At 68.5% G+C, this 22,112-nt stretch carries 17 protein-coding genes and 1 pseudogene; 13 read left to right on the forward strand and 5 right to left on the reverse strand.

Annotated features, from left to right (window positions below; translation table 11 throughout):
• The first annotated feature begins 1 nt into the window (after position 1).
• The gene (locus tag C3B61_RS17615; protein ID WP_103461780.1) at positions 2–982 is read left to right on the forward strand and encodes a hypothetical protein; all 981 of its coding nucleotides are present in this window, start codon (positions 2–4) and stop codon (positions 980–982) included.
• A gap of 155 nt (positions 983–1,137) precedes the next feature.
• Positions 1,138–3,450: a putative bifunctional diguanylate cyclase/phosphodiesterase gene (locus tag C3B61_RS17620; protein WP_165791214.1), complete on the forward strand. Its 2,313-nt coding sequence runs from the start codon at positions 1,138–1,140 to the stop codon at positions 3,448–3,450.
• A 127-nt stretch (positions 3,451–3,577) separates the two neighbouring features.
• Here the strand turns inward: C3B61_RS17620 and C3B61_RS17625 are convergent, their stop codons facing one another.
• Positions 3,578–4,153, reverse strand: coding sequence for a dihydrofolate reductase family protein (locus C3B61_RS17625; protein WP_088456934.1), 576 nt, complete (start codon positions 4,151–4,153; stop codon positions 3,578–3,580).
• Between the two features lie 121 nt (positions 4,154–4,274).
• On the opposite strand from C3B61_RS17625, the gene C3B61_RS17630 reads away from it, so the two are divergent.
• Positions 4,275–4,760 (forward strand): ribosomal maturation YjgA family protein, encoded by a 486-nt coding sequence (locus C3B61_RS17630; protein ID WP_103461782.1) that lies wholly within the window; start codon positions 4,275–4,277, stop codon positions 4,758–4,760.
• Positions 4,761–4,819: 59 nt separating this feature from the next.
• Here the strand turns inward: C3B61_RS17630 and C3B61_RS17635 are convergent, their stop codons facing one another.
• Positions 4,820–5,620: a nuclease-related domain-containing protein gene (locus C3B61_RS17635; RefSeq protein ID WP_208858851.1), complete on the reverse strand. Its 801-nt coding sequence runs from the start codon at positions 5,618–5,620 to the stop codon at positions 4,820–4,822.
• A 401-nt stretch (positions 5,621–6,021) separates the two neighbouring features.
• Here C3B61_RS17635 and C3B61_RS17640 point away from each other — a divergent pair.
• The 9 genes and pseudogenes from C3B61_RS17640 to C3B61_RS17680 form a co-directional block, all read left to right on the forward strand.
• Positions 6,022–7,251 (forward strand): annotated as a pseudogene (locus tag C3B61_RS17640) (MFS transporter); the annotation flags it as partial.
• 240 nt (positions 7,252–7,491) lie between these two features.
• Complete coding sequence (locus C3B61_RS17645; RefSeq protein ID WP_103461784.1) at positions 7,492–8,472, forward strand: TIGR03885 family FMN-dependent LLM class oxidoreductase; 981 nt, start codon at positions 7,492–7,494, stop codon at positions 8,470–8,472.
• Positions 8,469–10,163: an alpha-amylase family protein gene (locus tag C3B61_RS17650; protein WP_103461785.1), complete on the forward strand. Its 1,695-nt coding sequence runs from the start codon at positions 8,469–8,471 to the stop codon at positions 10,161–10,163. Before C3B61_RS17645 ends, C3B61_RS17650 begins: the two co-directional genes overlap by 4 nt.
• A 32-nt stretch (positions 10,164–10,195) precedes the next feature.
• Positions 10,196–10,984, forward strand: a complete 789-nt coding sequence (locus C3B61_RS17655) for an alpha/beta fold hydrolase (protein ID WP_103461786.1) — start codon at positions 10,196–10,198, stop codon at positions 10,982–10,984.
• 79 nt (positions 10,985–11,063) lie between these two features.
• Positions 11,064–12,077 carry a LacI family DNA-binding transcriptional regulator gene (locus C3B61_RS17660; protein ID WP_103461787.1) on the forward strand — a complete coding sequence of 338 codons (1,014 nt, stop codon included), beginning with the start codon at positions 11,064–11,066 and terminating at the stop codon, positions 12,075–12,077.
• A gap of 157 nt (positions 12,078–12,234) precedes the next feature.
• On the forward strand, positions 12,235–13,941 hold the full coding sequence (locus C3B61_RS17665; RefSeq protein ID WP_103461788.1) for a glycoside hydrolase family 13 protein: 1,707 nt from the start codon (positions 12,235–12,237) through the stop codon (positions 13,939–13,941).
• Positions 13,942–13,983: 42 nt separating this feature from the next.
• Entirely contained in the window at positions 13,984–15,354 is a 1,371-nt protein-coding gene (locus C3B61_RS17670; protein WP_103461789.1) for an ABC transporter substrate-binding protein, read from the forward strand.
• Between the two features lie 133 nt (positions 15,355–15,487).
• The gene (locus C3B61_RS17675) at positions 15,488–16,459 is read left to right on the forward strand and encodes a carbohydrate ABC transporter permease (RefSeq protein ID WP_103461790.1); all 972 of its coding nucleotides are present in this window, start codon (positions 15,488–15,490) and stop codon (positions 16,457–16,459) included.
• On the forward strand, positions 16,456–17,358 hold the full coding sequence (locus C3B61_RS17680) for a carbohydrate ABC transporter permease (RefSeq protein WP_244285989.1): 903 nt from the start codon (positions 16,456–16,458) through the stop codon (positions 17,356–17,358). The genes C3B61_RS17675 and C3B61_RS17680 overlap by 4 nt, the downstream gene beginning before the upstream one ends.
• Before the next feature lie 56 nt (positions 17,359–17,414).
• Here the strand turns inward: C3B61_RS17680 and arsM are convergent, their stop codons facing one another.
• Both arsM and C3B61_RS17690 read right to left on the reverse strand, forming a co-directional pair.
• Entirely contained in the window at positions 17,415–18,179 is a 765-nt protein-coding gene (gene arsM, locus C3B61_RS17685; RefSeq protein WP_103461791.1) for an arsenite methyltransferase, read from the reverse strand.
• A 226-nt stretch (positions 18,180–18,405) separates the two neighbouring features.
• Positions 18,406–19,245 carry a pyridoxamine 5'-phosphate oxidase family protein gene (locus C3B61_RS17690; RefSeq protein ID WP_208858852.1) on the reverse strand — a complete coding sequence of 280 codons (840 nt, stop codon included), beginning with the start codon at positions 19,243–19,245 and terminating at the stop codon, positions 18,406–18,408.
• A gap of 111 nt (positions 19,246–19,356) precedes the next feature.
• Here C3B61_RS17690 and pdxR point away from each other — a divergent pair, with 111 nt between their 5' ends.
• Positions 19,357–20,793, forward strand: a complete 1,437-nt coding sequence (gene pdxR / locus C3B61_RS17695) for a MocR-like pyridoxine biosynthesis transcription factor PdxR (RefSeq protein WP_241990431.1) — start codon at positions 19,357–19,359, stop codon at positions 20,791–20,793.
• Between the two features lie 77 nt (positions 20,794–20,870).
• On the opposite strand, the gene C3B61_RS17700 is transcribed toward pdxR, so the two are convergent.
• Complete coding sequence (locus C3B61_RS17700) at positions 20,871–22,112, reverse strand: ABC transporter permease (protein ID WP_103461792.1); 1,242 nt, start codon at positions 22,110–22,112, stop codon at positions 20,871–20,873.

Below are 22,112 nucleotides of genomic sequence, written 5' to 3' on the forward strand. Positions count from 1 at the left end.
CATGCCCACCCGAACCATCCCCGAGGCCCCACCCGCGCTCACCCCGCACGCCACAGGGCGAGAACGGTTCGCCGCCGCCACGCTCTGGCTGCCGGTGGTCGCCATCTCGTTGACGGCCACGCTCTGGTACGACCGGCTGCCGGCCGTGCTGCCCAAGCAGTGGAACGGCGCGGAGATCACCTCGACCGCCGGCACCGAGGTCATGATCGGCATCACGGGCACCATCGCGCTCCTCGCCGCTCTGGCGGGGCTGGTCGCCCTTTCCGACGCCGCGGCCGACATCCGTCGTGGCCTGGTGCTCGCGGCCGGCTGCGCCGCGGGTCTGGCCGCCGGCGTCTGGTTGGTGGTCGCCGGCCTAGTCATCGCCACCGGCTCAGCCGAACCGGAGGCGGGCGCCTGGCCGCTGTTCGCGGTGCTGGCCCTCGGCTACGGGCTGATCCCCTTCGCGCTGTCACCGCGCCGCCCGCACCGCCGCGAGCTCGCGGCAACCGCCGGCCCGACTACGGTGCCGTTGGGCGCGACCGAGTCCGGCGCCTGGTTCACCACCGTGACCGTGCCGATGTTCCTCTGGCTGGCCGGCGGGCTGGCACTCGGCGCGGTCGGACTGACAGTCTTCAGCATCCTCGAGGACGGCGCCGGCACGGGCGGGGTCCTCACGTTGCTGCTGGCGGCCGGCATCTGCCTCACCTTCGCCCGGCTGCGAGTCAGCGTGGACCGTCGGGGGCTGCGGGTGGTCTCGAGTCTGTTGCGGCTGCCGATCAAGCAGATCGCCCTCGACCAGGTCGCCTCGGCGCGGGCCGAGACCATCCGCCCGCTCGAGTGGGGCGGCTGGGGTTACCGGATCCTGCCCGGCCGATCGGCCGTGGTGCTCACTGGCGGACCTGGCATCGTCGTCGAGCGGCACAACGGCACTCTGTTCGCCGTGACCGTGCCCGACCCCGAGCTGCCGGTCGCGCTGCTGACCACCCTCGCGGCGCGCTGACCACGTCTGCATTCGTCAAGAGTGAGAGCGGCTCACTGGTACGTTCAAGGTATGTGTCGCCGCCGCCACCAGGTGCTGCTCCGACACGATCCAAAGAAAGCAGTCAGATGGTCGCAGTCGGGGAACGATCCACGTTGAACAGAACCGGTCACAGGATGACCACGTTCGGATCCGCGCTGCTGGACCGACCCTCGGGCGTGCTCGAGGGCACTCGGTGGCTCTTCACCTGGCTGGCGCTGCTGTCGCTGATGTTCAGCCTGCCGGGCATCATCCCCAACGTCACCGCCAGTCGGCTCGACCTGCTGCTGGCGTCCGTCTCCTCGGTTGCCCTGATCGGCTCGTGGATCTTCAGCCTCCTGCGCCAGCGGGTGCCGTTCGTCCTCGAGGTGCTCGATGCCCTCGCCCTGACGGCGTTCGCCCTGGCCGGGCCGGTGCCTCTGGCGGCAGTCCCGGTCTTTTTCGCCGCCGCCTGGCTGCGCACCCTCTACAGCACACCGTGGCGGTCAGCGATACGCGGCGCGCTCTACACGGTTGCGGTGCTCACCACCACGGTGCTCTGGCCGCTGACGCCTGGGCACCCCACCGCCCCCGACATGGCCCGCCAGGCCGCCACTATCTCCATCATGCTGCTCATCATCGTGGTGGCGGAACAGCTGCGAACCGTGCTGCAGGCCAACGACTGGGCCATCGAACGCGACAAGGCACTCACCGAGACCGGCTCCAGGCTGCTCGGCATGACCGATGCCAACGCCATCCGCCTTCTCTCCTGGACCACCGCCGGCGAGCTGGGTGCCACCACCCCCGGATTGCGGGTGGTCAAGGTCGTGCGCCACGAGGAACTCTTACTGGTCGGAGCCCACACCGGCGACTTCATCGTGCCGCCGCCAACGTCATTTCCCGGCGACGTGCTGCGGACCATCGGGACCAACGGCGACGCGCAAATCATGCGAACCGGTCCGCTCGACGATGCGGCAGGCCTGCCTTTGCTCTGGGAGTGCGTGTCGCTCACCGAGCAGGAGGAGGACGCCTGGCTGCTCGTCGGGGCGCCGAAGCGGATCCCCGAAGGCACCCTCCTGTCGGTGCGCAGCCTGGTGAACCAGGTGAACCTGGCACTGCGCAATAGCCGCTCGCACCATCAGCTCACCGCGCAGGCGCAGCACGACACCCTCACCGGACTCGACAACCGGCTCTCCTTCACCTCCCAGCTGGGTGCCCTCCTCGCGCGCACCGACACCACCGCGGGTCTGCACGTGTTGTTCCTCGACCTGGACGACTTCAAGGACGTCAACGACCACATGGGGCACCGTGCCGGCGACGCCGTGCTCACCGAGGTGGCCGAACGCCTGCGGCATTGCACCCGGCCGCAAGACATCTGCTCCCGGCTGGGCGGAGACGAGTTCGCGGTGGTGCTCACCGGCACCACGGTTGCCGCCGCCGAGGCGATCGCGCAGCGCATGGTGGGGTCGCTGGCCGCGCCCATCATCGTGGACGGGCGGCCCTGCCGGGTGGGCGCCAGCGTGGGGGTGGCCACCGCTACCCCCGGCACGAATCTCGATGAGCTCGTGCATCAGGCCGACGTGGCGATGTACGCTGCCAAAGCCCACGGTAAGGGCCAGGTACAGCTGTACCGGCCGGGCCTTCTGCAGGGAGAGTCGGCGCTGGTGTCGTTCGAGCGGCAGCTGGGCCGGGCCGCCGGCGGCGGCCAGCTCGAGGTGCATTACCAGCCGATCGTGTCCCTGCCCGAGCTGCACTGCACGGGAGTCGAGGCGCTCGTGCGGTGGCGGCATCCGGAGCGGGGCCTCCTGATGCCGTGCGACTTCATCCCGCTGGCCGAAACCTCCGGTGCCATCCTGGGCATCGGCGCGTTTGTGTTGCGTCGCTCCTGCACGGATGCCGTGACCTGGCCGGAGGTCCGGCCGGGCGTGCCGATGACGGTGAACGTGAACATCTCCGCGCGGGAGCTCGAGAGCGATCATTTCGTGGATTCGGTGCTCTGGTGCCTGGCCGACAGCGGGCTGCCCGCCCAACGTCTGGTGCTCGAGCTCACCGAAACCGTGGTGCTGGAGTCGGCCGCGGCGGTGGAGCGGCTGAAAGCCCTCGCCGCCCACGGCATCCGCGTGGCGATCGACGACTTCGGTACCGGGTACTCGTCCCTGGCGACGCTGCGGTCGCTGCCGATCTCGGTGGTCAAGCTCGACGCGAGTTTTGTGTCCGGTGCGCTGAGCAACTCGGTGGACCGCACGGTGGTGGAGGCCATCGTGCAGATGAGCGCGAAGCTGGGCATCGACACCATCGCCGAGGGTGTGGAGCGGTTGGACCAGCAGGAGCTGCTGGCGCAGATCGGCACCGACGCGGTGCAGGGGCACCTGTATTGCTCGGCTGTGCCGCTTGCGGAGCTGCGCGAGTGGCTGGCCCGCACCGGCACTCCCCCGCTGGTGGAGCCCATCGCGCCCGTCGAGACCCCGTAAGCCAACCTCAAGGCGCGCCCCCGTTGGTCGAGCTTGTCGAGACCCCGCAAGCCGACAGCCCCACGCGAGGCTGTGGCCCGCAGATCCGGTCACCAGGTCTCGACAAGCTCGACCGACCAGGCATCCGCTAGCTGCTGGGCAGCACCTCGTAGCTGGACTGGGTGAAGCCCGCGCCGAGCTCGCGGGAGCCCACGTGCCGCAGGTGCACGTCGCCGTCTAGCGGGCCGAACAGCGGGATGCCCGTGCCGAGCAGCACCGGGGCGCGGGTGATGGTGATTTCGCGGATCAGCCCGGCCCGCAGAAAGCTCTGGATGGTGCGGCCACCGTCGACGTATACCCGGCGGCGGCCCTCTGCGACGAGGGTGGCGATCACGTCATCGAGCGTGGCGTGTGCGGTGGTGTCCGGCTCGTCCTCGGCGTCGAAGCTGCGCAGCAGGGTGCGGCTGAGCACGAGCACCCGCTTGCCGGTATAGGGCCAGTCGACGAAGCCGCGCACGGTGTCGAAGGTGGCACGGCCCACGACGAGGGCGTCGACGCTGGCAAAGAACTCGTCGTAGCCGGTCTCGCCCAGGGCGTCCCCGGCGGCGACGAGCCAGTCGAAGTCGCCGTTCTCGCGGGCGATGAAGCCGTCGAGGCTGGTGCCCACGAACACGCAGCCGATCAGGGGCGGGACGGCGCCGCCCGACTCAGAGGTGGGGGTCATGCCAGCACGGTAGCAGTGGCCGCCGACACAGGCGAGGGGTGCGGCGGCTACCGGTCCGCCCGCAAACCATTCGAACGCATCCTGCTTTCGTCGACGCTTCGGCACACGGTACGGTCAGCATATGGATCGGACGCACCACATGTCGCACGGGGGTGACCTGCAGCCGGAATTCCTGGACGACGAGCACCCGCAGGCGATGGGCGACTCCGAGGCCGCCCAGGGCGCCCGGAACCTGGGCTTCCGCAACCGCCGGCTGAAGCTGGCCGCGATCGGCGGGCTGATAGTGCCCACCGGTCTGGTCGTGCACTTCTTGACCGAGGGCATCGTCGGCGACTTCGTCGGCGACGCGCTCTACGCGGTCCTGGTGTACCTGATCGTGTCGATTGTCGCGGTCCGTACGCCCAGCCGGCAGGTGGCGGCCGTCGCGATCCTGATCTGCGTGGCCGTGGAGCTCTTACAGCTCACCGGCGTGCCCAGTAGCCTCGCCGAGCTCTTCGCGCCGGTGCGGTACCTGCTCGGCACCACGTTCAACGCCCTCGACCTGGTCGCCTACGTCGTCGGCGTGCTCGCCGCCACGGCCGTGAGCACCTGGCGACGGCCGGGCTGACGCCGGCTGACTATCCGCTAGCAGCCGGTCTGACGCCGCATTCGCGGTCTCGCGCCGCCTCAGCCGGCCAGCAGGGCCTGCGCCGCGAGCAGCGCTCCGCCCACCGAGCCCGCGCACAGCGCCGTCGTTCCGGTGGCGGCCCAGAACACCCGGCGGACCCGGGCCCGACGCACCTGCCCGTCGAGCGCCGCGAATCGGGTCATCACATCCGCCGGGGCCGGGGTCGGATGCTGGCGCCAAGTGGCCGGGCTGTCCAGGATCACCACGGCCTCGGCGATCTCCTCATCGCTGAGCACCGGCTGCAGCTTGAGCAGCCACCGGCGTAGGGTGCGGGCATCGAGCACCTTCACCTGCACGGGTTTGTCGCGGAAGGTGATCTGCTTGGGGTCGACGAGAGCGATCACCGGTTGCACCGGTGCGACCAGCGGCATCCGCTCACGCAGCACCGTGGTGACCCGTTCGGCCTCGTGCTCGGCGGCGGGCAGGTAGGCCTTCTTGTGGCCGGAGACGGTGACGGTGCGGGTGCCCACCCAGATGTGTTTGCCGCAGTGGTGCTTGGTGTTGATGGTGAAGATGCCGCCGGGGCCCACCAGGATGTGGTCGATGTCGGTGTCGTTCTTACCGATCGGCACGGCGTGAAAGGCAGTCCAGTCGGGGGGCAGTGAGGCGAGCATCTTGCCGACGGTGATCTCGCCCTGCGCGCCCAGGTACCAGCTCACGCTCTCCGGGCAGAGCGGCGACTGGCCGAACAGCCGGGCCACCCTGGTGCGCGGCGGCACCGCGGATTGGCGGGACAGGAGGTGTTCGATGACCAGCTGAGCAGCGATGCGGTTGCGCATCGCGGGTGGGTGCAGGGTCACGTTGCTCCTTTGGACGCGCCCGGACGCGGCTGCGCCAGGGAGACCGCGTGGGCCGGGCGGTCGCGCCGGGACCACCACACGGATGTGCGCCGCTTCGGGGCGTGCAGACCATCCAGGGAGCGGTGCGGGCGGGGCACCCACCACGTTCGGTGGTTCGAGGTTAGCGACCGGACAGGCCCCGGCGGCACCCCCATTGTGGGTGGCGGCGCACAGCGGATGAGCGTGCGCCCGGCCCGCCGCGCGGCAAACCCGCGCCGGCGCGCACAACTGTTGCCCGTGCGGACATTTGCGTCCGGCGCACCGGGTGCAGAAGTCCGGTTCGGCAACAGTTGGCCCGGTGCAGCGGCTAGCGGCGGGCAGCGGCGAGCGGCGAGCGGCGAGCGCGGCATCCGGCAAAATGGCAGGAACACCGAGGAGACCCCATGGCCACCGCCACCGCCGCGACACCGACCATCAGCGCCCGCGCCTGGGTCGTGCTCGCCCTCGGCGTTGCCGCACAGACGGCGGGCACCGTCTTCGTCAGCGCCCCCGCGTTCCTCATCCCCCTGCTGCACACCGAGCGGGGCCTCTCCTTGGCCCAGGCCGGGCTGCTCGCCGCGATCCCCACCTTCGGCATGGTGCTCACCCTCATCCTCTGGGGCGCCCTGGCCGACCGCATCGGCGAGAAATGGGTCATCACCGGCGGCCTGATCCTCACCGCCCTCGCGGCCGGCGGCGCGATCCTCGCCGACGGATACCTCGCGCTGGGCGTGTTCCTGCTGCTGGGCGGCATGGCGTCGGCGAGCACCAACTCCGCCAGCGGACGCATCGTGGTGGGCTGGTTCCCCAAGCACAAGCGCGGCCTGGCCATGGGCATCCGGCAGATGTCGCAGCCACTGGGCGTGACGATCGCCGCCGTGACCATCCCGGTGATCGCTGCGGATGCCGGGGTGGGTGCGGCCCTGTTCGTGCCGTTCGTGCTCACCGCGGTGTTGGCCGTGGCGTGCGCGATCGGCCTGGCCAACCCGCCCCGGCCGGCCCCCCGCGCCGGCACCCCGTCCATGCGAGCCGGCAACCCGTACCGGTCCAGCGGGTTCCTCTGGCGGATCCACGCGGCATCCGTTCTGCTGGTAGTGCCGCAGTTCACCATCTCGACGTTCGGGTTGGTCTGGCTGGTCAGTGACCAGGGTTGGGATGCGCTCGCCGCCGGCGTGCTGGTGGGCGCCGCGCAGTTCGTGGGCGCGATCGGGCGCATCGTGATCGGTGTGGTCAGCGACAGGGTCGGCAGCCGGGTGCGGCCGCTGCGCTGGGTGGCGGTGAGTGTGGCGAGCGTGCTGCTGGTGCTGGCCGCGGTGGATGCCGCGCACTGGGGCGCCGCCGCCGTGGTGTTCGTGCTCGCGACCACCTGCACTGTGGCGCCGAACGGGCTGGCGTTCACATCGGTGGCGGAAATGGCCGGGCCGGGCTGGTCGGGCAAGGCCCTCGGGGTGCAGAACACCGGCCAGTTCGTCGCCGCGTCCCTGGTCGGACCGCTGATGGGCGCCCTGATCGGGGTGGTCGGCTATCCGCTGACGTTCGCGGTGGCGGCGGTCTTCCCGGCACTGGCGGTGCCCGTCGTGCCCCGCGCGCACGCCGAGCACGACCACCTGTAGCGCCCGCCTGGCACCGGCACCCGCGACGTGCCGGAAGGTGCCCATTCAGCGGGCCGGAAGGGGCAGTATGCGGCAACTCGGCCGGCAACCGACGACGGGGATACTTCGCCCTGTGTGGCAGTGAGCTCCGGGCGGGCCACGAAGCCGGGGGCTTGAACCGGCCGACGAGGTCTGCTTGCATGGTGCAACCAGTCCCGAGCCGTCGGCGCCGCGGGCAGTTCCCCAGAGAAGGGCACGGCCGTGATCGGATTTCACGCATCCCACGAGCAGATCGACCCGCGCGCACTGCTGGCCGCGGTGAAACATGCCGAAGAGGTGGGCTTCACCGCGGCGATGTGCTCGGATCACATCGCGCCGTGGAGCGTGCGGCAGGGCCAGTCCGGTTTCGCCTGGTCGTGGTTGGGCGCAGCCCTGGAAGCGACCGACCTGCCGTTCGGGGTGGTGAACGCCCCCGGGCAGCGGTATCACCCGGCCGTGATCGCGCAGGCGATCGGCACGCTCGGCCAGATGTACCCCGGCCGGTTCTGGGCAGCGCTGGGCTCGGGCGAGAACGTGAACGAGCACATCACCGGCGAACACTGGCCGCGTAAGGACCTGCGCAATGCCCGCCTGGAGGAGTGCGTAAAGGTGATGCGGGCTCTGCTGAACGGCGAGGAGGTCAGCCTGGATCACCACGTCAGCGTCGACAGGGCCCGGGTGTGGAGCCGGCCGGACACCCCGCCGCCGCTGGTGGCCGCGGCCGTGTCGGCGGAGACCGCCGGCTGGGCGGCCTCCTGGGCCGACGGCTTGGTCACCGTGGCCCAGCCGCCCGAGAAACTCCGGCGGGTGCTGGATGCGTACGAGCAGGCCGGCGGCACCGGCCGACGGGCCCTGCAAATTCACCTGAGCTGGGCGAGCACCGACGAAGAAGCCCTCGCCATCGCGCACGACCAATGGCGCACCAACGCCTTCGACCCACCCGTGCCGTGGGACATCGACACCCCGGAGAACTTCGACGAGATCTCCAAGCACGTCGCCGCGGAGGATCTGCGGGCATCCGTGCTGATCAACAGCGACCTGGGTTGGCACGCCGACAAGCTGGCCGAGCTGGCCGGCCTGGGTTTCGATGACATCTACCTGCACCACGTGGGCCGGAAGCAACAGAGATTCCTGGATGCGTTCGGCGAACGGGTGCTGCCCCAACTCACCAGTGCGCTCACGGCGAAGGCGGTGGGGGCATGAGGATCTCGGACACCAGTGACCGCTGGTGGAAGAACGCGGTGATCTACTGCCTCGACGTCGAACGCTACCTCGACAGCAACGACGACGGCTGCGGCGATATGCGCGGCCTGGCCCAGCGCATCGACTATCTCGCCGAGCTCGGCATCACCTGCCTGTGGCTGATGCCGCTCAACTCCAGCCCGGGCCGGGACGACGGCTACGACATCACCGATTTCTACGCGATCGATTCGCGGCTGGGCAACTTCGGCGAATTCGTCGAGGTCATCCGCACCGCCCGCGACCGCGGCATCCGGGTGGTGATGGACCTGGTGATCAACCACACGTCCGACCAGCATCCGTGGTTCCTCGCGTCCCGCTCGAGCACGGAGTCGCCGTACCGGGATTACTACGTGTGGCGCGACGACCCGCCTACCAAGGACCAGCCCTCCGCGTTCCCGAATGATGCGAAGAGCATCTGGGAGTTCGACAAGAAGACCAAGCAGTATTACCTGCACAACTTCTATAAGCACCAGCCTGACCTCAACATCGCGCACCCTCCGGTGCGCGACGAGATCGCCCGCATCGTGGGTTTTTGGACCGAGCTGGGCGTGTCCGGCTTCCGGGTAGATGCGGTGCCGTTCCTTATCGAGGCCAAGTCCGAGGCCGGCGGCGAGGACTCCGACGCGGACGCCTCGGACGAACCGCTGCCCGACCCGCACGACTACCTCGCCGATATCTCCGGGTTCCTCGCCCGGCGCAACAGCGAGGCCATGTTGCTCGGCGAGGTGAATCTCAGCCACGAGGAGCAGCTCGCCTACTTCGGTGCGGGCGAGCGGCGGGAACTGCAGATGCAGTTCGACTTCGTCGTGATGCAGAGCATCTACCTGTCCATGGTGCGGGAGGACTCCCGGCCGCTGGCCACAGCGCTGGCCGATCGGCCGGAGCTGCCCGCCGACTGCCAGTGGGGTAATTTCGTGCGCAATCACGACGAGCTCACCCTCGACAAGCTCGGCGACGCCGAGCGGCAGGAGGTGTTCGACGCGTTCGCGCCCGACCCCGACATGCGGCTGTACGACCGGGGAATCCGGCGCCGGCTGCCGACGATGCTGGGCGGGGATGCGCGGCGCATCCGTATGGCGTACAGCCTGATGTTCTCGCTGCCGGGCGCGCCGGTGCTGTTCTACGGTGAGGAGATCGGCATGGGCGAGAACCTGGCGGTGAAAGACCGGTACGCGGTGCGCACACCGATGCAATGGACCGACGGGCCCAACGCCGGGTTCTCGCGAGCGCCCGCCGATCAGCTCGTGACGCCGGTTGTCACCGGAGCGTTCGGCCCGGAGTGGGTGAACGCCGCCGCTCAACGCCGCGATCCGGACTCGCTCGCGCACTTCATGCGCACCCTGATTCAGGCTTACCGCAACTCCCCCGAGATCGGCTGGGGCGACCTGACCATCCTCAAGCACGGCGACGACCGGGTGTTCGCCCACCTTGTGCGGGCGGACATCGGCTCGATGCTGGCGGTGCACAACTTCGCGAACGCACCCGTGGAGCTCGCCCTCACTCTGCCCGACGTCGCTCCGGGTTCCCGGCTGGTGGACATGCTGCACAACGGCGTCACGCCAATCGACGACGGCGAGGTAACGCTGCGACTCGACCCGTACGGGTACCGGTGGTTGCGCATCACCAGCGACGCCGACACCCGACTCGGCTGACCCGCCCCCGGTCGTGTGGTCGAATAGAACCGATGCATACTCCCCCAGCCCCGCCCGCCCGCACCGTCATCGCCCCCGACAACGTGCAGATCGCCACCTACGAATTCGGCGACCCCGATGCCCCCACCGTGCTCGCGGTGCACGGCTTCGCCTCCAGCGCGCTGGCGAACTTCCACGCCACCGGCTGGATCCGCGACCTGGTGCGCGAGGGCTACCACGTGATCGCGATCGACCAGCGCGGCCACGGGCAGAGCGACAAGCCGCACTCCGCCGAGGGCTACTCGATGGACCTGCTCGTCACCGACGTGCTCACCGTGCTCGACACCTTCATGCTCGACGAGGTCGACTACGTGGGCTACTCGCTGGGCGCCCGGGTCGGCTGGCACGCCGCCCGTTTCATGCCCACTCGCATCAACCGTGCCGTCTTCGGCGGCATCCCCGACGGTGACCCGCTCACCCGGTTCCGGGTCGACCAGGCGCGGGCTCTGGTGCGCGACGGCGTGCCGGTGACGGATGAACTCACCGCCGCCTACCTGAAGATGGCCGGCGCCATCCGCGACAACGACCTCGAAGCGCTCATCGCGCTGGTCGAGGGGATGCGCGACGGCCCCCAGCCGCACGCGGCTAATGCGCCCGAGCAGCGGGTGCTCTTCGCCACCGGCAGTGAGGACCGCATCCTGGAGGCGTCCCGCGCCCTGGCCGAGGCGACCCCGCGGGCCGCGTTCTTCGAGATCCCCGGCCGCAACCACTTCAATGCGCCGACCTCCCGGGCGTTCCGGGATGCCGCGATCGAGTTCCTGGGGCTGCCCGGCTCCGACTGAGCGCGCCTGTCGGAGGAGCACCCTGTGCCCTGTGAGAAATATGCGGTGTTTCTGCAAGTAATTGCGTAAGCTCGGGCGCATGTCCAGACGACTCGCCGAAGTAGCTCGCAAGGTCGGCGTCAGCGAGGCCACCGTCAGCCGGGTTCTCAACGAGAAACCAGGCGTGTCCGTAGCGACCCGGCAGGCCGTGCTCTCCGCCCTCGATGTGCTCGGCTACGAACGTCCCACCAAGCTTCGCGGCGAGCGCGCCCGCCTCGTGGGCCTGGTGCTGCCGGAATTGCAGAACCCCATCTTCCCGGCCTTCGCCGAGATCATCGGAGGCGCCCTCGCCCAGAACGGGTATACCCCGGTCTTATGCACGCAGACCGCCGGAGGCATCACTGAAGCCGACTACGTCGAACTTCTCCTGCAGCAACAGGTGTCAGGGGTGATCTTCGTCGGCGGCGCCTACATGCAACAGGATGGCTCGCATGAGCACTACCGACGCCTTCGAGACCTCAACCTCCCCACGGTGCTCGTCAACGCACCCATCGACAACTTCGGTTTCGCCACGGTCTCCTGCGACGACACGGCCGCAATCGACCAGTCATTCGCGCATCTGACCGAACTGGGGCACACCCGGATCGGCCTGCTCCTGGGCCCGCGGGACCATGTACCGTCTCAGCGCAAACTGGCCGCGGCGAAGCGTGCCATGGCCAGAACCGGCGGACAGCTCGACGACGATCAGGTCGTCCATTCCCTGTATTCCCTGGAGGCCGGGCAAGCGGGGGCAACCCGCTTGCTTCGAGCAGGTGTGAGCGCGATAGTGTGCGCCAGCGATCCGATGGCACTCGGGGCGATCCGGGCCGTACGCCGGGCGGGTCAGAGCGTTCCCGGCGACGTGTCGATCATCGGCTTCGACGACTCGGCACTGATGTCCTGCGTGGAACCGCCGCTCACGACGATCCGCCAGCCGATCGAACATATGGGCCGCATGATCATGGAGCTGCTGATCCGCCAGATCAAGGGAGACTCGGCATCCACTGAGGAGTTCTTCTTCGAACCGGAACTCGTGGTGCGTGCGTCGACAAGCCGCCCGCACGCGCCGATCTAACCTCCGACGAAATACGCAATCGGCGCAAGAATCACGCAAGCGACTTGCCGTTTGTAGAAATATTGCATCATCTTGTCAAGAAAGCTACGTTTCAGTAGTTGCCAACGCCGGTAACCAAGGTTGCCGCAGAGTCGGCCTATCGAGACGAGTACGAGCAGTGACACTTCCCGCCGCATCCCCCGACCGCAACACCGTCGTCTCCGACGATCTCTGGTGGCGGAGCGCGGTCATTTATCAGGTCTACGTGCGCAGCTTCAGCGACGCCAACGGTGACGGCACAGGCGATCTCGCCGGCGTTCGCAGCCGACTCGGCTATCTCAAGCAGCTTGGTGTCGACGCCCTCTGGTTCAATCCCTGGTACCCGTCGCCCCTCGCCGACGGCGGCTACGATGTCTCCGATTACCGCGACATCCACCCGTCGTTCGGCACGTTGAATGAGGCCGAAGAACTCATCCAGGACGCGCTCGCCCTCGGCATCCGCACCATCATCGACGTCGTTCCCAATCACGTCTCCGATCAGCACCCCTGGTTCCAGGCGGCTCTGGCAGCCGGCCCTGGCTCCCCCGAACGCGAGCGGTTCTGGTTCCGTCCCGGGCGCGGCCCCGACGGAAGCGAACCGCCCACTCGCTGGCCCTCGAACTTCGCCGGCGACACCTGGACCCGAACGGTGAACCCCGACGGCACCCCCGGCGAGTGGTACCTGCACCTGTTCACTCCCGAACAGCCCGACCTCAACTGGACCCATCCGGATGTTCACCGCGAGCACGAGGACATCCTCAAGTTCTGGTTCGACCGGGGTGTGGCCGGGGTGCGCATCGACTCAGCCGCTTTGCTGGTGAAGGACGACACGCTGCCCGAGGTTCCGCAGAACCCCGCGGCCGGGGAACACCCGAACACCGACCGCGACGAATTGCACGACATCTACCGCAGCTGGCGCGCCATCGCGGACTCGTACGAGGGAACCCGAGTGCTCGTCGGCGAGATCTGGCTGCCCGACGTTGAACGCTTCGCCCGCTATCTGCGTCCCGATGAGCTGCACACCGCCTTCAACTTCGACTTCCTCGCCCGCGCCTGGAACGCAGCCGAACTTCGCGAATCGATCGATACCACCCTGACCGCGCACGCCCCCGTCGGCGCACCGAGCACCTGGGTGCTGTCCAACCACGATGTCACCCGGCCGGTCACCCGGTACGGGCGCGAGGACACGACTTTCGCCTTCGCCACCAAGCGGGCCAACACACCCACCGACCTGACTCTCGGTCTCCGCCGGTCGCGGGCTGCGGCGTTGATCACGGCCGCCCTGCCGGGCTCGCTCTACATCTACCAGGGCGACGAACTCGGACTGCCCGAGGTTGAGGACATCCCCGCCACCATGCTTCAGGACCCGATGCATTTCCGTTCACGCGGCGTGGATCCCGGCCGCGATGGCTGCCGGGTACCGTTGCCGTGGTCAGGTGCCGACGCACCCTTCGGATTCAGCCCCGACAGCGCACAGATTGCTCCCTGGCTCCCGCAGCCGGCCGAGTGGCGCGGCCTGACCGCCGAAGCCCAGCAGTCCGATCCGTCGTCCATGCTGCGGCTGTACCAAAGCTCCCTGCGCATCCGGGCTGAGGATCCCGACCTGGGGGACGGCGGGTTCGCCTGGCTTCCCGCTGCAACCGACGTACTCACCTTCACTCGAGGCAAGAGATTCCTCCTGCTCTCGAACCTGTCGACGGAGCCCATCGCGCTACCCGACCACGAGCGCGTGCTGCTCACGAGCGAGCCGCTCGTCGGCGGACTGCTCCCCTCCGACTCCACAGCCTGGCTCCAGCTTTCCGCCGGCGCCAACGAAAACTCCGACCGGGCGCACCTCCCGGGCTGAGCCACCTGCATGTCCCCAGTCACATTACGAAAGGAACAGACAATGAAGTCACCAGCAAAGATCGTCACCCTCGTGGCGGCCACGCTCGCGGGAGTCGGGCTGCTTTCCGGCTGCACCGCGAACGCCGCCGACAGCGATGGCACGACAACCATCAAAGTGGTCAGCCTCATCCCCGGAACCGAGCAGGCCGCGTTCGACGCGTTCGACGCCCAGGTAGCCCAGTTCGAGAAAGCCAACCCCGACATCAACGTCGAGGGTGTCGAATACGAGTGGAGCGCGCCCACCTTCGCCGCGCAGCTGGCGGGCGGTACCCTTCCCGACGTCTTCCGCATCCCGCTCACCGACGCCAAGACGCTCATCGCCAACGGGCAGCTCGCGGACATGACCGCACAGGTTGAAGCCCTGCCCTACTTCGACACCTTCAACCCGAGCGTGCTCAGCAACGCCCAGGATGCCGACGGCAACATCTTCGGAGTGCCGCGCGAAGCCTACGGAATGGGCCTGCAGTACAACCGGGCGCTCTTCGAAGAGGCCGGCCTCGACCCGAACGCACCGCCGACCACCTGGGACGAGGTACGTGAGTACGCCAAGGTCATCGCCGACAAGACCGGCCAAGCCGGCTACATGCAGATGACCCAGAGCAACACGGGCGGTTGGCAGCTGACCGCGGCCACTGTGGCCCGCGGTGGCAGCATGGAGGAGGTCGCGTCGGACGGTTCCGTCACCGTGACGGCCGACAACCCGGCCACGAAGGAAGCCCTCGAGTACCTCAAGGAACTGCGCTGGACCGACAACTCCATGGGCAGCAACTTCCTCTACGACTGGGGCACCATCAACCAGGCGTTCGCCGCCGGTCAGATCGGCATGTACACCGGCGGATCTGACCTGTTCACCTCGCTCACCCGCGAGAGCAACATGGATGCGGCCGACTACGGGCTCACCGCGATCCCGCTGACGGATGCGAAGGATGCCGGCGTTCTGGGTGGCGGCACGCTCAACGTCGTCAATGTGAAGGCCGACGACACCGTGAAGGATGCGGCCATGAAGTGGATCGCTTTCTACGACCTGAACAAGCTGGTCGACAAGGACGCTGCCCTGCAGGACGCTCAGACGCTCGCCGAGACCGACCAGGCCGTCGGGACGCCCGCCCTTCCGGTCTTCGATCAGGCGACCCTGGACCAGTCCCGTGAGTGGGTGAAGGAGTACATCAACGTGCCCCAGGAGCAGGTTGCCTTCTTCGCCGAGGGCAACGTCGGCCGCACCATCGTGGGAGAACCGTCCGCGCACACCCAGGAACTGTACGGCGCACTCGACACCGCCGTGCAGTCCGTGCTGACCGACAAGAACGCCGACATCGACGCCCTGCTGGACACCGTCAACAAGACGATCCAGCCCCTGATCGACGCCGACTGACCCCTTCCCGGTCAGACCCGAACAACCGGCGGGGATGTCGCATCCCCGCCGGTCGGATCGGCCCCCATTCCTTCCGAGCACTGCCCCGCTCCCCCAGCCCGCCTCGGCTCACCCCCGCTCACGAAAGACGACGATGACCGCACTGGATGAACGCCCCTCCGTAGTGGATCCGCCCCAACCAGCTGCGGCCACTCCCCAGCGACGTCGGCCGGCCAACCCGCGCACGTGGGTACGGAACGGCGGGCTCAGCAACCTTTTGTTCCTTGTTCCGATGCTGCTGATCTTCGGGATCTTCTCCTGGTACCCCATCGTGCAGTCGTTCGTGATGAGCTTCCAGAAGACCAACCTGGTCACGGCGCCGACTTTTGTGGGGCTGGACAACTTCGTCAAGGTGTTGCAGGACCCGCTGTTTCTGACCGCTGTGCAGAACACTGTCTGGTTTGCCGTGCTTGCCCTGCTGTTCGGCTACCCGATCCCGCTCATCGCTGCCGTGCTGATGAGTGAAGTGCGCCGGGCCAAGGGCCTGTTCAGCGCCCTGGCCTACCTGCCCGTCGTGGTTCCCCCGGTGGTCGCCGTTCTCCTGTGGAAGTTCTTCTACGATGCCAGCCCCACCGGTGTCTTCAATAGCATTCTCGCCATGGTCGGGATCGGCCCGCAGCCCTGGATCCAGAGCATCACAGCGGCAATGCCGTCGCTGGTGCTCGAAGCCACCTGGGCGGGCGCCGGCGGCACAATCATCATCTACCTCGCCGCGCTGACCGGGGTTGCCCCCGAACTCTACGACGCCGCCGAGGTCGACGGTGCCTCCATCTGGCGGAAGATCTGGCACATCACCCTGCCGCAACTGCGCGGCATCCTGCTCATCACCCTGATCCTTCAGGTGATCGGTACCGCTCAGGTGTTCCTCGAACCCTTCCTCTTCACCGCGGGCGGTCCGGCGAACTCCACGATCACCGTGCTGCTGCTGATCTACCGTTACGCCTTCCAGAACAGTCTCGGCGGCGATTACGGCGCCGCCACGGCGTTGAGCCTGATGTTGGCGATGTTCCTCGCCGTCCTTTCCGTGGTCTACTTCCGCCTCACCAAATCCTGGAGCCAGAATTGAGCAAGACAAAGATCCCGGATGCCGAAGACCGCGGTATCGTCTCCGTCGCCGACTGGACCAAGCCGCGCATCCGCCGCACGATGCGCGCCAGCCACGCCGTGCTTCTCGTCGTGCTCGCCGTATCCGGGCTGGGGCCGCTGCTCTGGCTCGGCAAAGCCGCGCTGACGCCCACCCAGGACACCCTGCGCACGCCCTTGGCGATCTTCCCCAATGGCATCGAGTGGCAGAACGTAGTCACCGCGTGGTCCACGATTCACCTCGACGTGCAATTCGCCAACACACTGTGGGTGGCAGCCGGGTCGTGGGCGGTGCAGATCGTCGTGGCCACAACGGCCGGCTATGCTCTCTCGATCCTGCGCCCCAAGTACGCCGGAGTGCTGAACGCCCTGGTGCTCGGCACACTCTTCGTTCCGAGCGTCGTGCTGCTGGTGCCGCTCTACCTCACGGTGCTCGACGTGCCATTCGTGGGAATCTCGCTCATCAACACCTTCTGGGCGGTCTGGCTCCCAGCCGGTGCCAGTGCCTTCAACGTGCTGCTCGTCAAGCGCTTCTTCGACAACCTGCCGCGTGAGGTCTTCGAGGCCGCACGAACGGACGGCGCGAGTTCCTTCCGGTTGTTCTGGTCGATCGTGCTGCCCATGTCCAAGCCCATCGTGGGAGTCGTGTCGGTTTTCGCGATCATCGCGGCCTGGAAGGACTTCCTCTGGCCCTCGCTCGTGCTCATTGACCCGATGGTGCAGCCGCTCTCGGTGCGGTTGCCCGCCCTGCAGCAGAGCATCGAACTGGGCGTCTATCTCGCAGCGCTGGCCATCTCCAGCATCATCCCGATTCTGCTGTTCCTGGTGTTCCAGCGAATGTTCCTGCGGGGTGCCGGCCTGGGCGGTGCCGTCAAGGGGTAGGTGGAATCAGGTCGGCGGCAGATCACGGCATGATGTCGGCCGAGACCCCCAGCCGGCTAACTCGGCTTGACGGCCTTGATGATGGCACCGTGCATCTGCGGGGCCACCTCGTGGGTGAAGTCCACGCTGATGTCGGTGAAGCCCGCCGCCGCCAGCGCCACACGGTACTCCTCGTCGGACAGCGCCCCAGCGATGCACCCCGCGTAGGAGCCGCGCTCGATGCGTTCGCTCTCGCTGAGCTGGTTCTCGGCGACCACATCGGAGAGCCCGAGCCGGCCGCCGGGCGTGAGCACCCGGAACATCTCGCCCACGACGGCGTTCTTGTCGGCCGAGAGGTTGATCACACAATTGGAGATGATCACGTTGACCGCCGCATCCGCCAGCGGGATCTCTTCGATGAAACCCTTGAGGAACTCGACGTTCGTGGCGCCGGCCTTGGCGGCGTTCGCGCGGGCCAGGGCCAGCATCTCGTCGGTCATGTCGAGGCCGTAGGCGAACCCCGTGGGGCCCACCCGGCGGGCGGAGAGCAGCACGTCGATGCCACCGCCGGAGCCGAGGTCGAGCACCGTCTCGCCTTCGCGCAGGTCGGCCACCGCGGTCGGGTTGCCACAGCCGATGCTGGCCAGCATCGCCTCGTCGGGCACCTCGGTGGACTCCGCGCCGGTGTACAGCACCGAGCCGAAAACGGCGCTGGTCTCCAGCGGCGTGCTGCAGCAGGAGCCGCTGTTGCTCACGTCGGTGACCTGCAGGGCCTGCGCGGCGTAGCGCTCTCGTACCTGCTCGGTGATGGCGGACTTCTCGGTCGCGGTCTTCTCGGTCATACGTGGTCCCAGCCCTGGTTGATATAGACGGATGTCGATATAGCCAGTATGGAGGGAGGATCGACGCGCGTCAATCCGACCGCGCCGCAGCGGCCCGGGCGCGGGCGCCAGCTGACACCGCCGCGCAACTGTTGCCGGTGCGGACAATTGCACCCGGTGCGCCGGTAGCAATTGTCCGCACGGGGCACAGTTGAGCCGGATGCGCGCCGCCGGCGCCGCTCACCGGCTATGGCATCCGAGCAGCCACGGCCGGCTCCGCTTGGGCGGCAGCGGCATCGGCCGCGCCAGCAATGCGAGCGGCGTACGCGGTCGCCGAGGCCGAGACCGACGTGCCCGGTGCGGTGAGCGGCGAGGTCTCCGGCGCCAGGGCGGTCAGCCGCAGCGGCAGCACGCCGGCCCAGACGGAGCGGTCCTCGCCGTCGTCGGGCTCCTCGGAGGCGCCGTGCGCGCGCACCTTCACGCTGACCTCGTCCAGCGGCAGGCGCAGCACGAGCGTGGCGGCCAGTTCGCGTTTTGTCATCGGGCGTACCTCGGCCGTGCGGCCGGGCATCAGGTGTTCGGAGACGATGCGCATCGCCTCGGTCTTCTCGGCCGGGTCGGCGACGATCGTGGCCGTGCCGAACACCACGGCACTGCGGTAGTTCATCGAGCTGTCGAACAGGGACCGGGCGTATACGAGGCCGTCGAGGTGGGTCACCGTGACCGAGATCGGGCTGCCGGATGCCATCATTCGGAAGATTCCGCTGCCGGTGGAGCCGTGCAGATAGATGGCATCGCCGCCGCGGCCGAAACCCATCGGCAGCACCCGCGGCAGGCCGTCGCGCACGATCGCCACGTGGGCGACCAGGGCGTCGTCCAGGATGCGGTACAGCTCGGCGCGGTCGGTGCGCTGGCGCTCCGGGGAACGGGTGACGCGGGTGCGGTCGGTGATGGGCAGGTCCGCCGAAGGCACGTCTGGCGCCGGCAACGTGGCGTCGGGCCGGGCTCCCGGCAGCGCGACGGCGGCGAGGCCCGCCGGTGACGAGTCGGTTTTCGAGTCTTCGTGGGGCTGGCTGGTGTGGGGCATGCTACTAGGATCGGGGACACAGTGGATCAACGACAGAGCCACCTATCGCGCCGACGAGTAGACCAGTTGGCGCCGCGGCGCCCCGGAGCACCACAAGAACGAGGACCGATCATGAACGCACACGAGCTGCCGATCCTGCTCGACCGCGGGGCCGCGCTCCCCCTCGCGGCGCAGCTGGCCACGGCCCTCCGGCGGGCCATCCTCGACGGAACGCTGCGCCACGATGAGGCCCTACCCTCGACGCGCGCCCTCGCCGCCTCGGTGCGGGTGTCGCGCGGCACCGTCGTCGCCGCATACGACCAGCTCGCCGGCGAGGGCTACCTGTTGGCCCGACCCGGCTCGGCGACCCGGGTGATGGTGGAGCGTCCCCCAACCGGGACCCCATCGCCAAAACCGCCGGCGACCCCACTGACCGGCCTACCCAGCGCGCGGCCGCTCCTCGACCTGACCCCCGGGCATCCGTCGACCCGCACCCTCGTCGACCCGGCCTGGACCGCCGCCTGGCGGGCCGCCGTGTCGGCGTCCGGCCGCAGTGACTCACCGCCCGCGAACGGCACCCTCGAGCTGCGCACCGCGATCGCCGAGCACGTGCGGCGAACCCGCGGCCTGGCCTGCCAGCCGGCTGACGTGATCGTCACGGCCGGCACCAGCGACGCCCTCGCCGGCATCGGACTCGCTCTCGCCACCCCCGCGGATGCCGCGCCGGCCGACGCACCCAGGTTCACCCCACACATCGCCGTCGAGGACCCGGGCTACCCCACCGCCCGGCGGGTGCTGCGCCGGGTGGGCGCCCTCATCCGGCCGGTGCACACCGACGAGAACGGCATCAACCTGGCCGAGCTCGCCGCCCTCGCGCCGAGGCCGCACGCGGTGCTGGTGACCCCGAGCCACCAGTACCCCCTGGGCAGCAGCCTCTCGGTGCAGGGTCGCCTCGATCTGCTCGACTGGGCGCGGGCCACGGATGCCGTGATCATCGAGGACGACTACGACAGCGAGTTCCGCTTCGACGCGATGCCGCTGCCCGCCCTCGCCACCCTCGACGGGTCGGGCCGAGTCGCGCTGGTCGGCAGCTTCTCCAAGACCGTCACCCCGTGGATCCGTTGCGGCTACATCGTGGCCACCGGACCCCTCGGTGCGGCGCTGCAGGAGGTGCGGGACGACCTCGGCCCGTCGGTCTCCGGGGTGCAGCAGGCGGCCCTCGCCCGCTACCTCGACAGCGGCGGCCTGGCCCGCAATGTCACCAGGGTGCGCCGCGAGTACGCCCACCGCCGCGCCCTGGTGATCGGCAGGCTCGGCGCGCTGCCCGGCGTGCGGCTCACCGGCCTCGACGGCGGGCTGCATGTGGTGGTGCACACCGGGGCGGATGCGTCCGCTCTCGTCACGCTCGCCGCCGCGCGCGGGGTGCGGGTCGCGTCGCTGGCCGACTACGCGGTTCTAGCCCGAGGGCAGCACGGCCTGGTGCTCGGCTACGGCACCCCGACGGATCTCGAGCTCGGGAGCGCGCTCGACGTGCTCGTGGGGCTCCTCACCGCGCCGACCGCGAGTTGATGTGCGGACTTCACGCCTTCGTCAGCGCAACGAAGGGGGGGGGAAGTCCGCAACTGAGTGGTGCGGCCACGAGGAACTCAGCCCCGAGCGAGGCTCCTGGCCGTGCGCCCGGCGAACACGGTTTTGAACGACACCCTGTTCGTGTACTCGATGGACCCGTACCGAAACAGACGCACCGCGAGCTGCAGCACGACAGCGCTGAGGAGGAACAGTTCCGTGATGACGATGGCCGCTTCCCAGCCCGCGAGGGAGCCGAACGCGTTGCGGAGCATCGCGGTGATCGGCGCCGAATAGGGGAAGTAGGTGAACACCTGCACGACGGCGCTGTGCGGATCCGAGAGCACCAGCGATACCGAGTAGAGCGGCACGATCATGAGGATGATCAGCGCGGTGAACCAGCCGCCGGCATCCTTCGCGTTGGGCATCACCGCCCCGATCGCGACCGCGGTGCCCGTGAACAGGGCGAAACCGCCCAGGGCCAGCAGCGCGCCGACGATCATCTGGCCGGGATCAAAGGTGAAACTGGCGAGATCCACCTCCGGCAGGTTCAACGAGGTGCGGAAGAACAGGTAGCCGACCGCCACCGGCACGAGGAATACCAGCACCTGCACGAAGCCGACGATGAAGACCGAGATGATCTTCCCGCTGATCAGGGCGGTGGGGTTCAGGGTGGTGAGGATCATCTCCGTGACTCGGTTCTCCTTCTCTTCCAGGGTGCTGGTGAGCATCTGGTTGGAGAGCAGGGTGAAGGTCAGGAAGAACATCGCCAGGAAGATCAGCGGCGGGATCACGCCCATGAACCCGGCCGCTTCCTCCCCGCCTGTGTAGGTGGTGGAGGTCACCGACACGTCGCCCTGCGCCATCGTTGTCAGCGCCGGATCCCCGATCTGGTCCTGGGCGCTGGTGATCAGCACCTGGGTCGCGACACCCTCATACTCGCCGTTGCCGAACAGGCCCTTGTCGATCCCATACACCTGGGTCGGGGTTGTGGCCGGGTCCGCCGGGTACACAAAATGGGCGTCCTCCTCGCCCGCCTTCACGTCGGCGATCGCGGATGCGTCATCCGTGACCGGCGTACCGCCCAAGGCTGCCGCCACGGCCGGGTCGACATAACCGGATGCGTCGCTGTAGGTGAAGGTGAGCTTCGCGTCTGACTGGGCATCGATGTTACTCATCGACGACGTGTTGCCCAGGGTCACCAGGCCCACCACGATGCCGATCGCAATCGGCACCAGCAGGGTGATGACCCAGAACTTCTTTTTGCCCAGGGTACGGCCCACTTCGAACCCGATGACCGTACGGAGATTGTGCTGACCCAT

This window comes from Cryobacterium zongtaii (genome assembly GCF_002909375.1).
Taxonomy (GTDB): Bacteria; Actinomycetota; Actinomycetes; order Actinomycetales; family Microbacteriaceae; genus Cryobacterium; species Cryobacterium zongtaii.

Bases quoted from the DNA above. Each gene is read 5' to 3' on its own strand.
- C3B61_RS17630 (WP_103461782.1), top strand. From the start codon at position 4,275: ATGGATCGGACGCACCACATGTCGCACGGGGGTGACCTGCAGCCGGAA.
- C3B61_RS17675 (WP_103461790.1), top strand. From the start codon at position 15,488: ATGACCGCACTGGATGAACGCCCCTCCGTAGTGGATCCGCCCCAACCA.
- C3B61_RS17625 (WP_088456934.1), bottom strand. From the start codon at position 4,153: ATGACCCCCACCTCTGAGTCGGGCGGCGCCGTCCCGCCCCTGATCGGC.
- C3B61_RS17670 (WP_103461789.1), top strand. From the start codon at position 13,984: ATGAAGTCACCAGCAAAGATCGTCACCCTCGTGGCGGCCACGCTCGCG.
- C3B61_RS17650 (WP_103461785.1), top strand. From the start codon at position 8,469: ATGAGGATCTCGGACACCAGTGACCGCTGGTGGAAGAACGCGGTGATC.
- pdxR (WP_241990431.1), top strand. From the start codon at position 19,357: ATGAACGCACACGAGCTGCCGATCCTGCTCGACCGCGGGGCCGCGCTC.
- C3B61_RS17655 (WP_103461786.1), top strand. From the start codon at position 10,196: ATGCATACTCCCCCAGCCCCGCCCGCCCGCACCGTCATCGCCCCCGAC.
- C3B61_RS17620 (WP_165791214.1), top strand. From the start codon at position 1,138: ATGACCACGTTCGGATCCGCGCTGCTGGACCGACCCTCGGGCGTGCTC.
- C3B61_RS17660 (WP_103461787.1), top strand. From the start codon at position 11,064: ATGTCCAGACGACTCGCCGAAGTAGCTCGCAAGGTCGGCGTCAGCGAG.
- C3B61_RS17615 (WP_103461780.1), top strand. From the start codon at position 2: ATGCCCACCCGAACCATCCCCGAGGCCCCACCCGCGCTCACCCCGCAC.
- arsM (WP_103461791.1), bottom strand. From the start codon at position 18,179: ATGACCGAGAAGACCGCGACCGAGAAGTCCGCCATCACCGAGCAGGTA.
- C3B61_RS17690 (WP_208858852.1), bottom strand. From the start codon at position 19,245: ATGCCCCACACCAGCCAGCCCCACGAAGACTCGAAAACCGACTCGTCA.
- C3B61_RS17700 (WP_103461792.1), bottom strand. From the start codon at position 22,112: ATGGGTCAGCACAATCTCCGTACGGTCATCGGGTTCGAAGTGGGCCGT.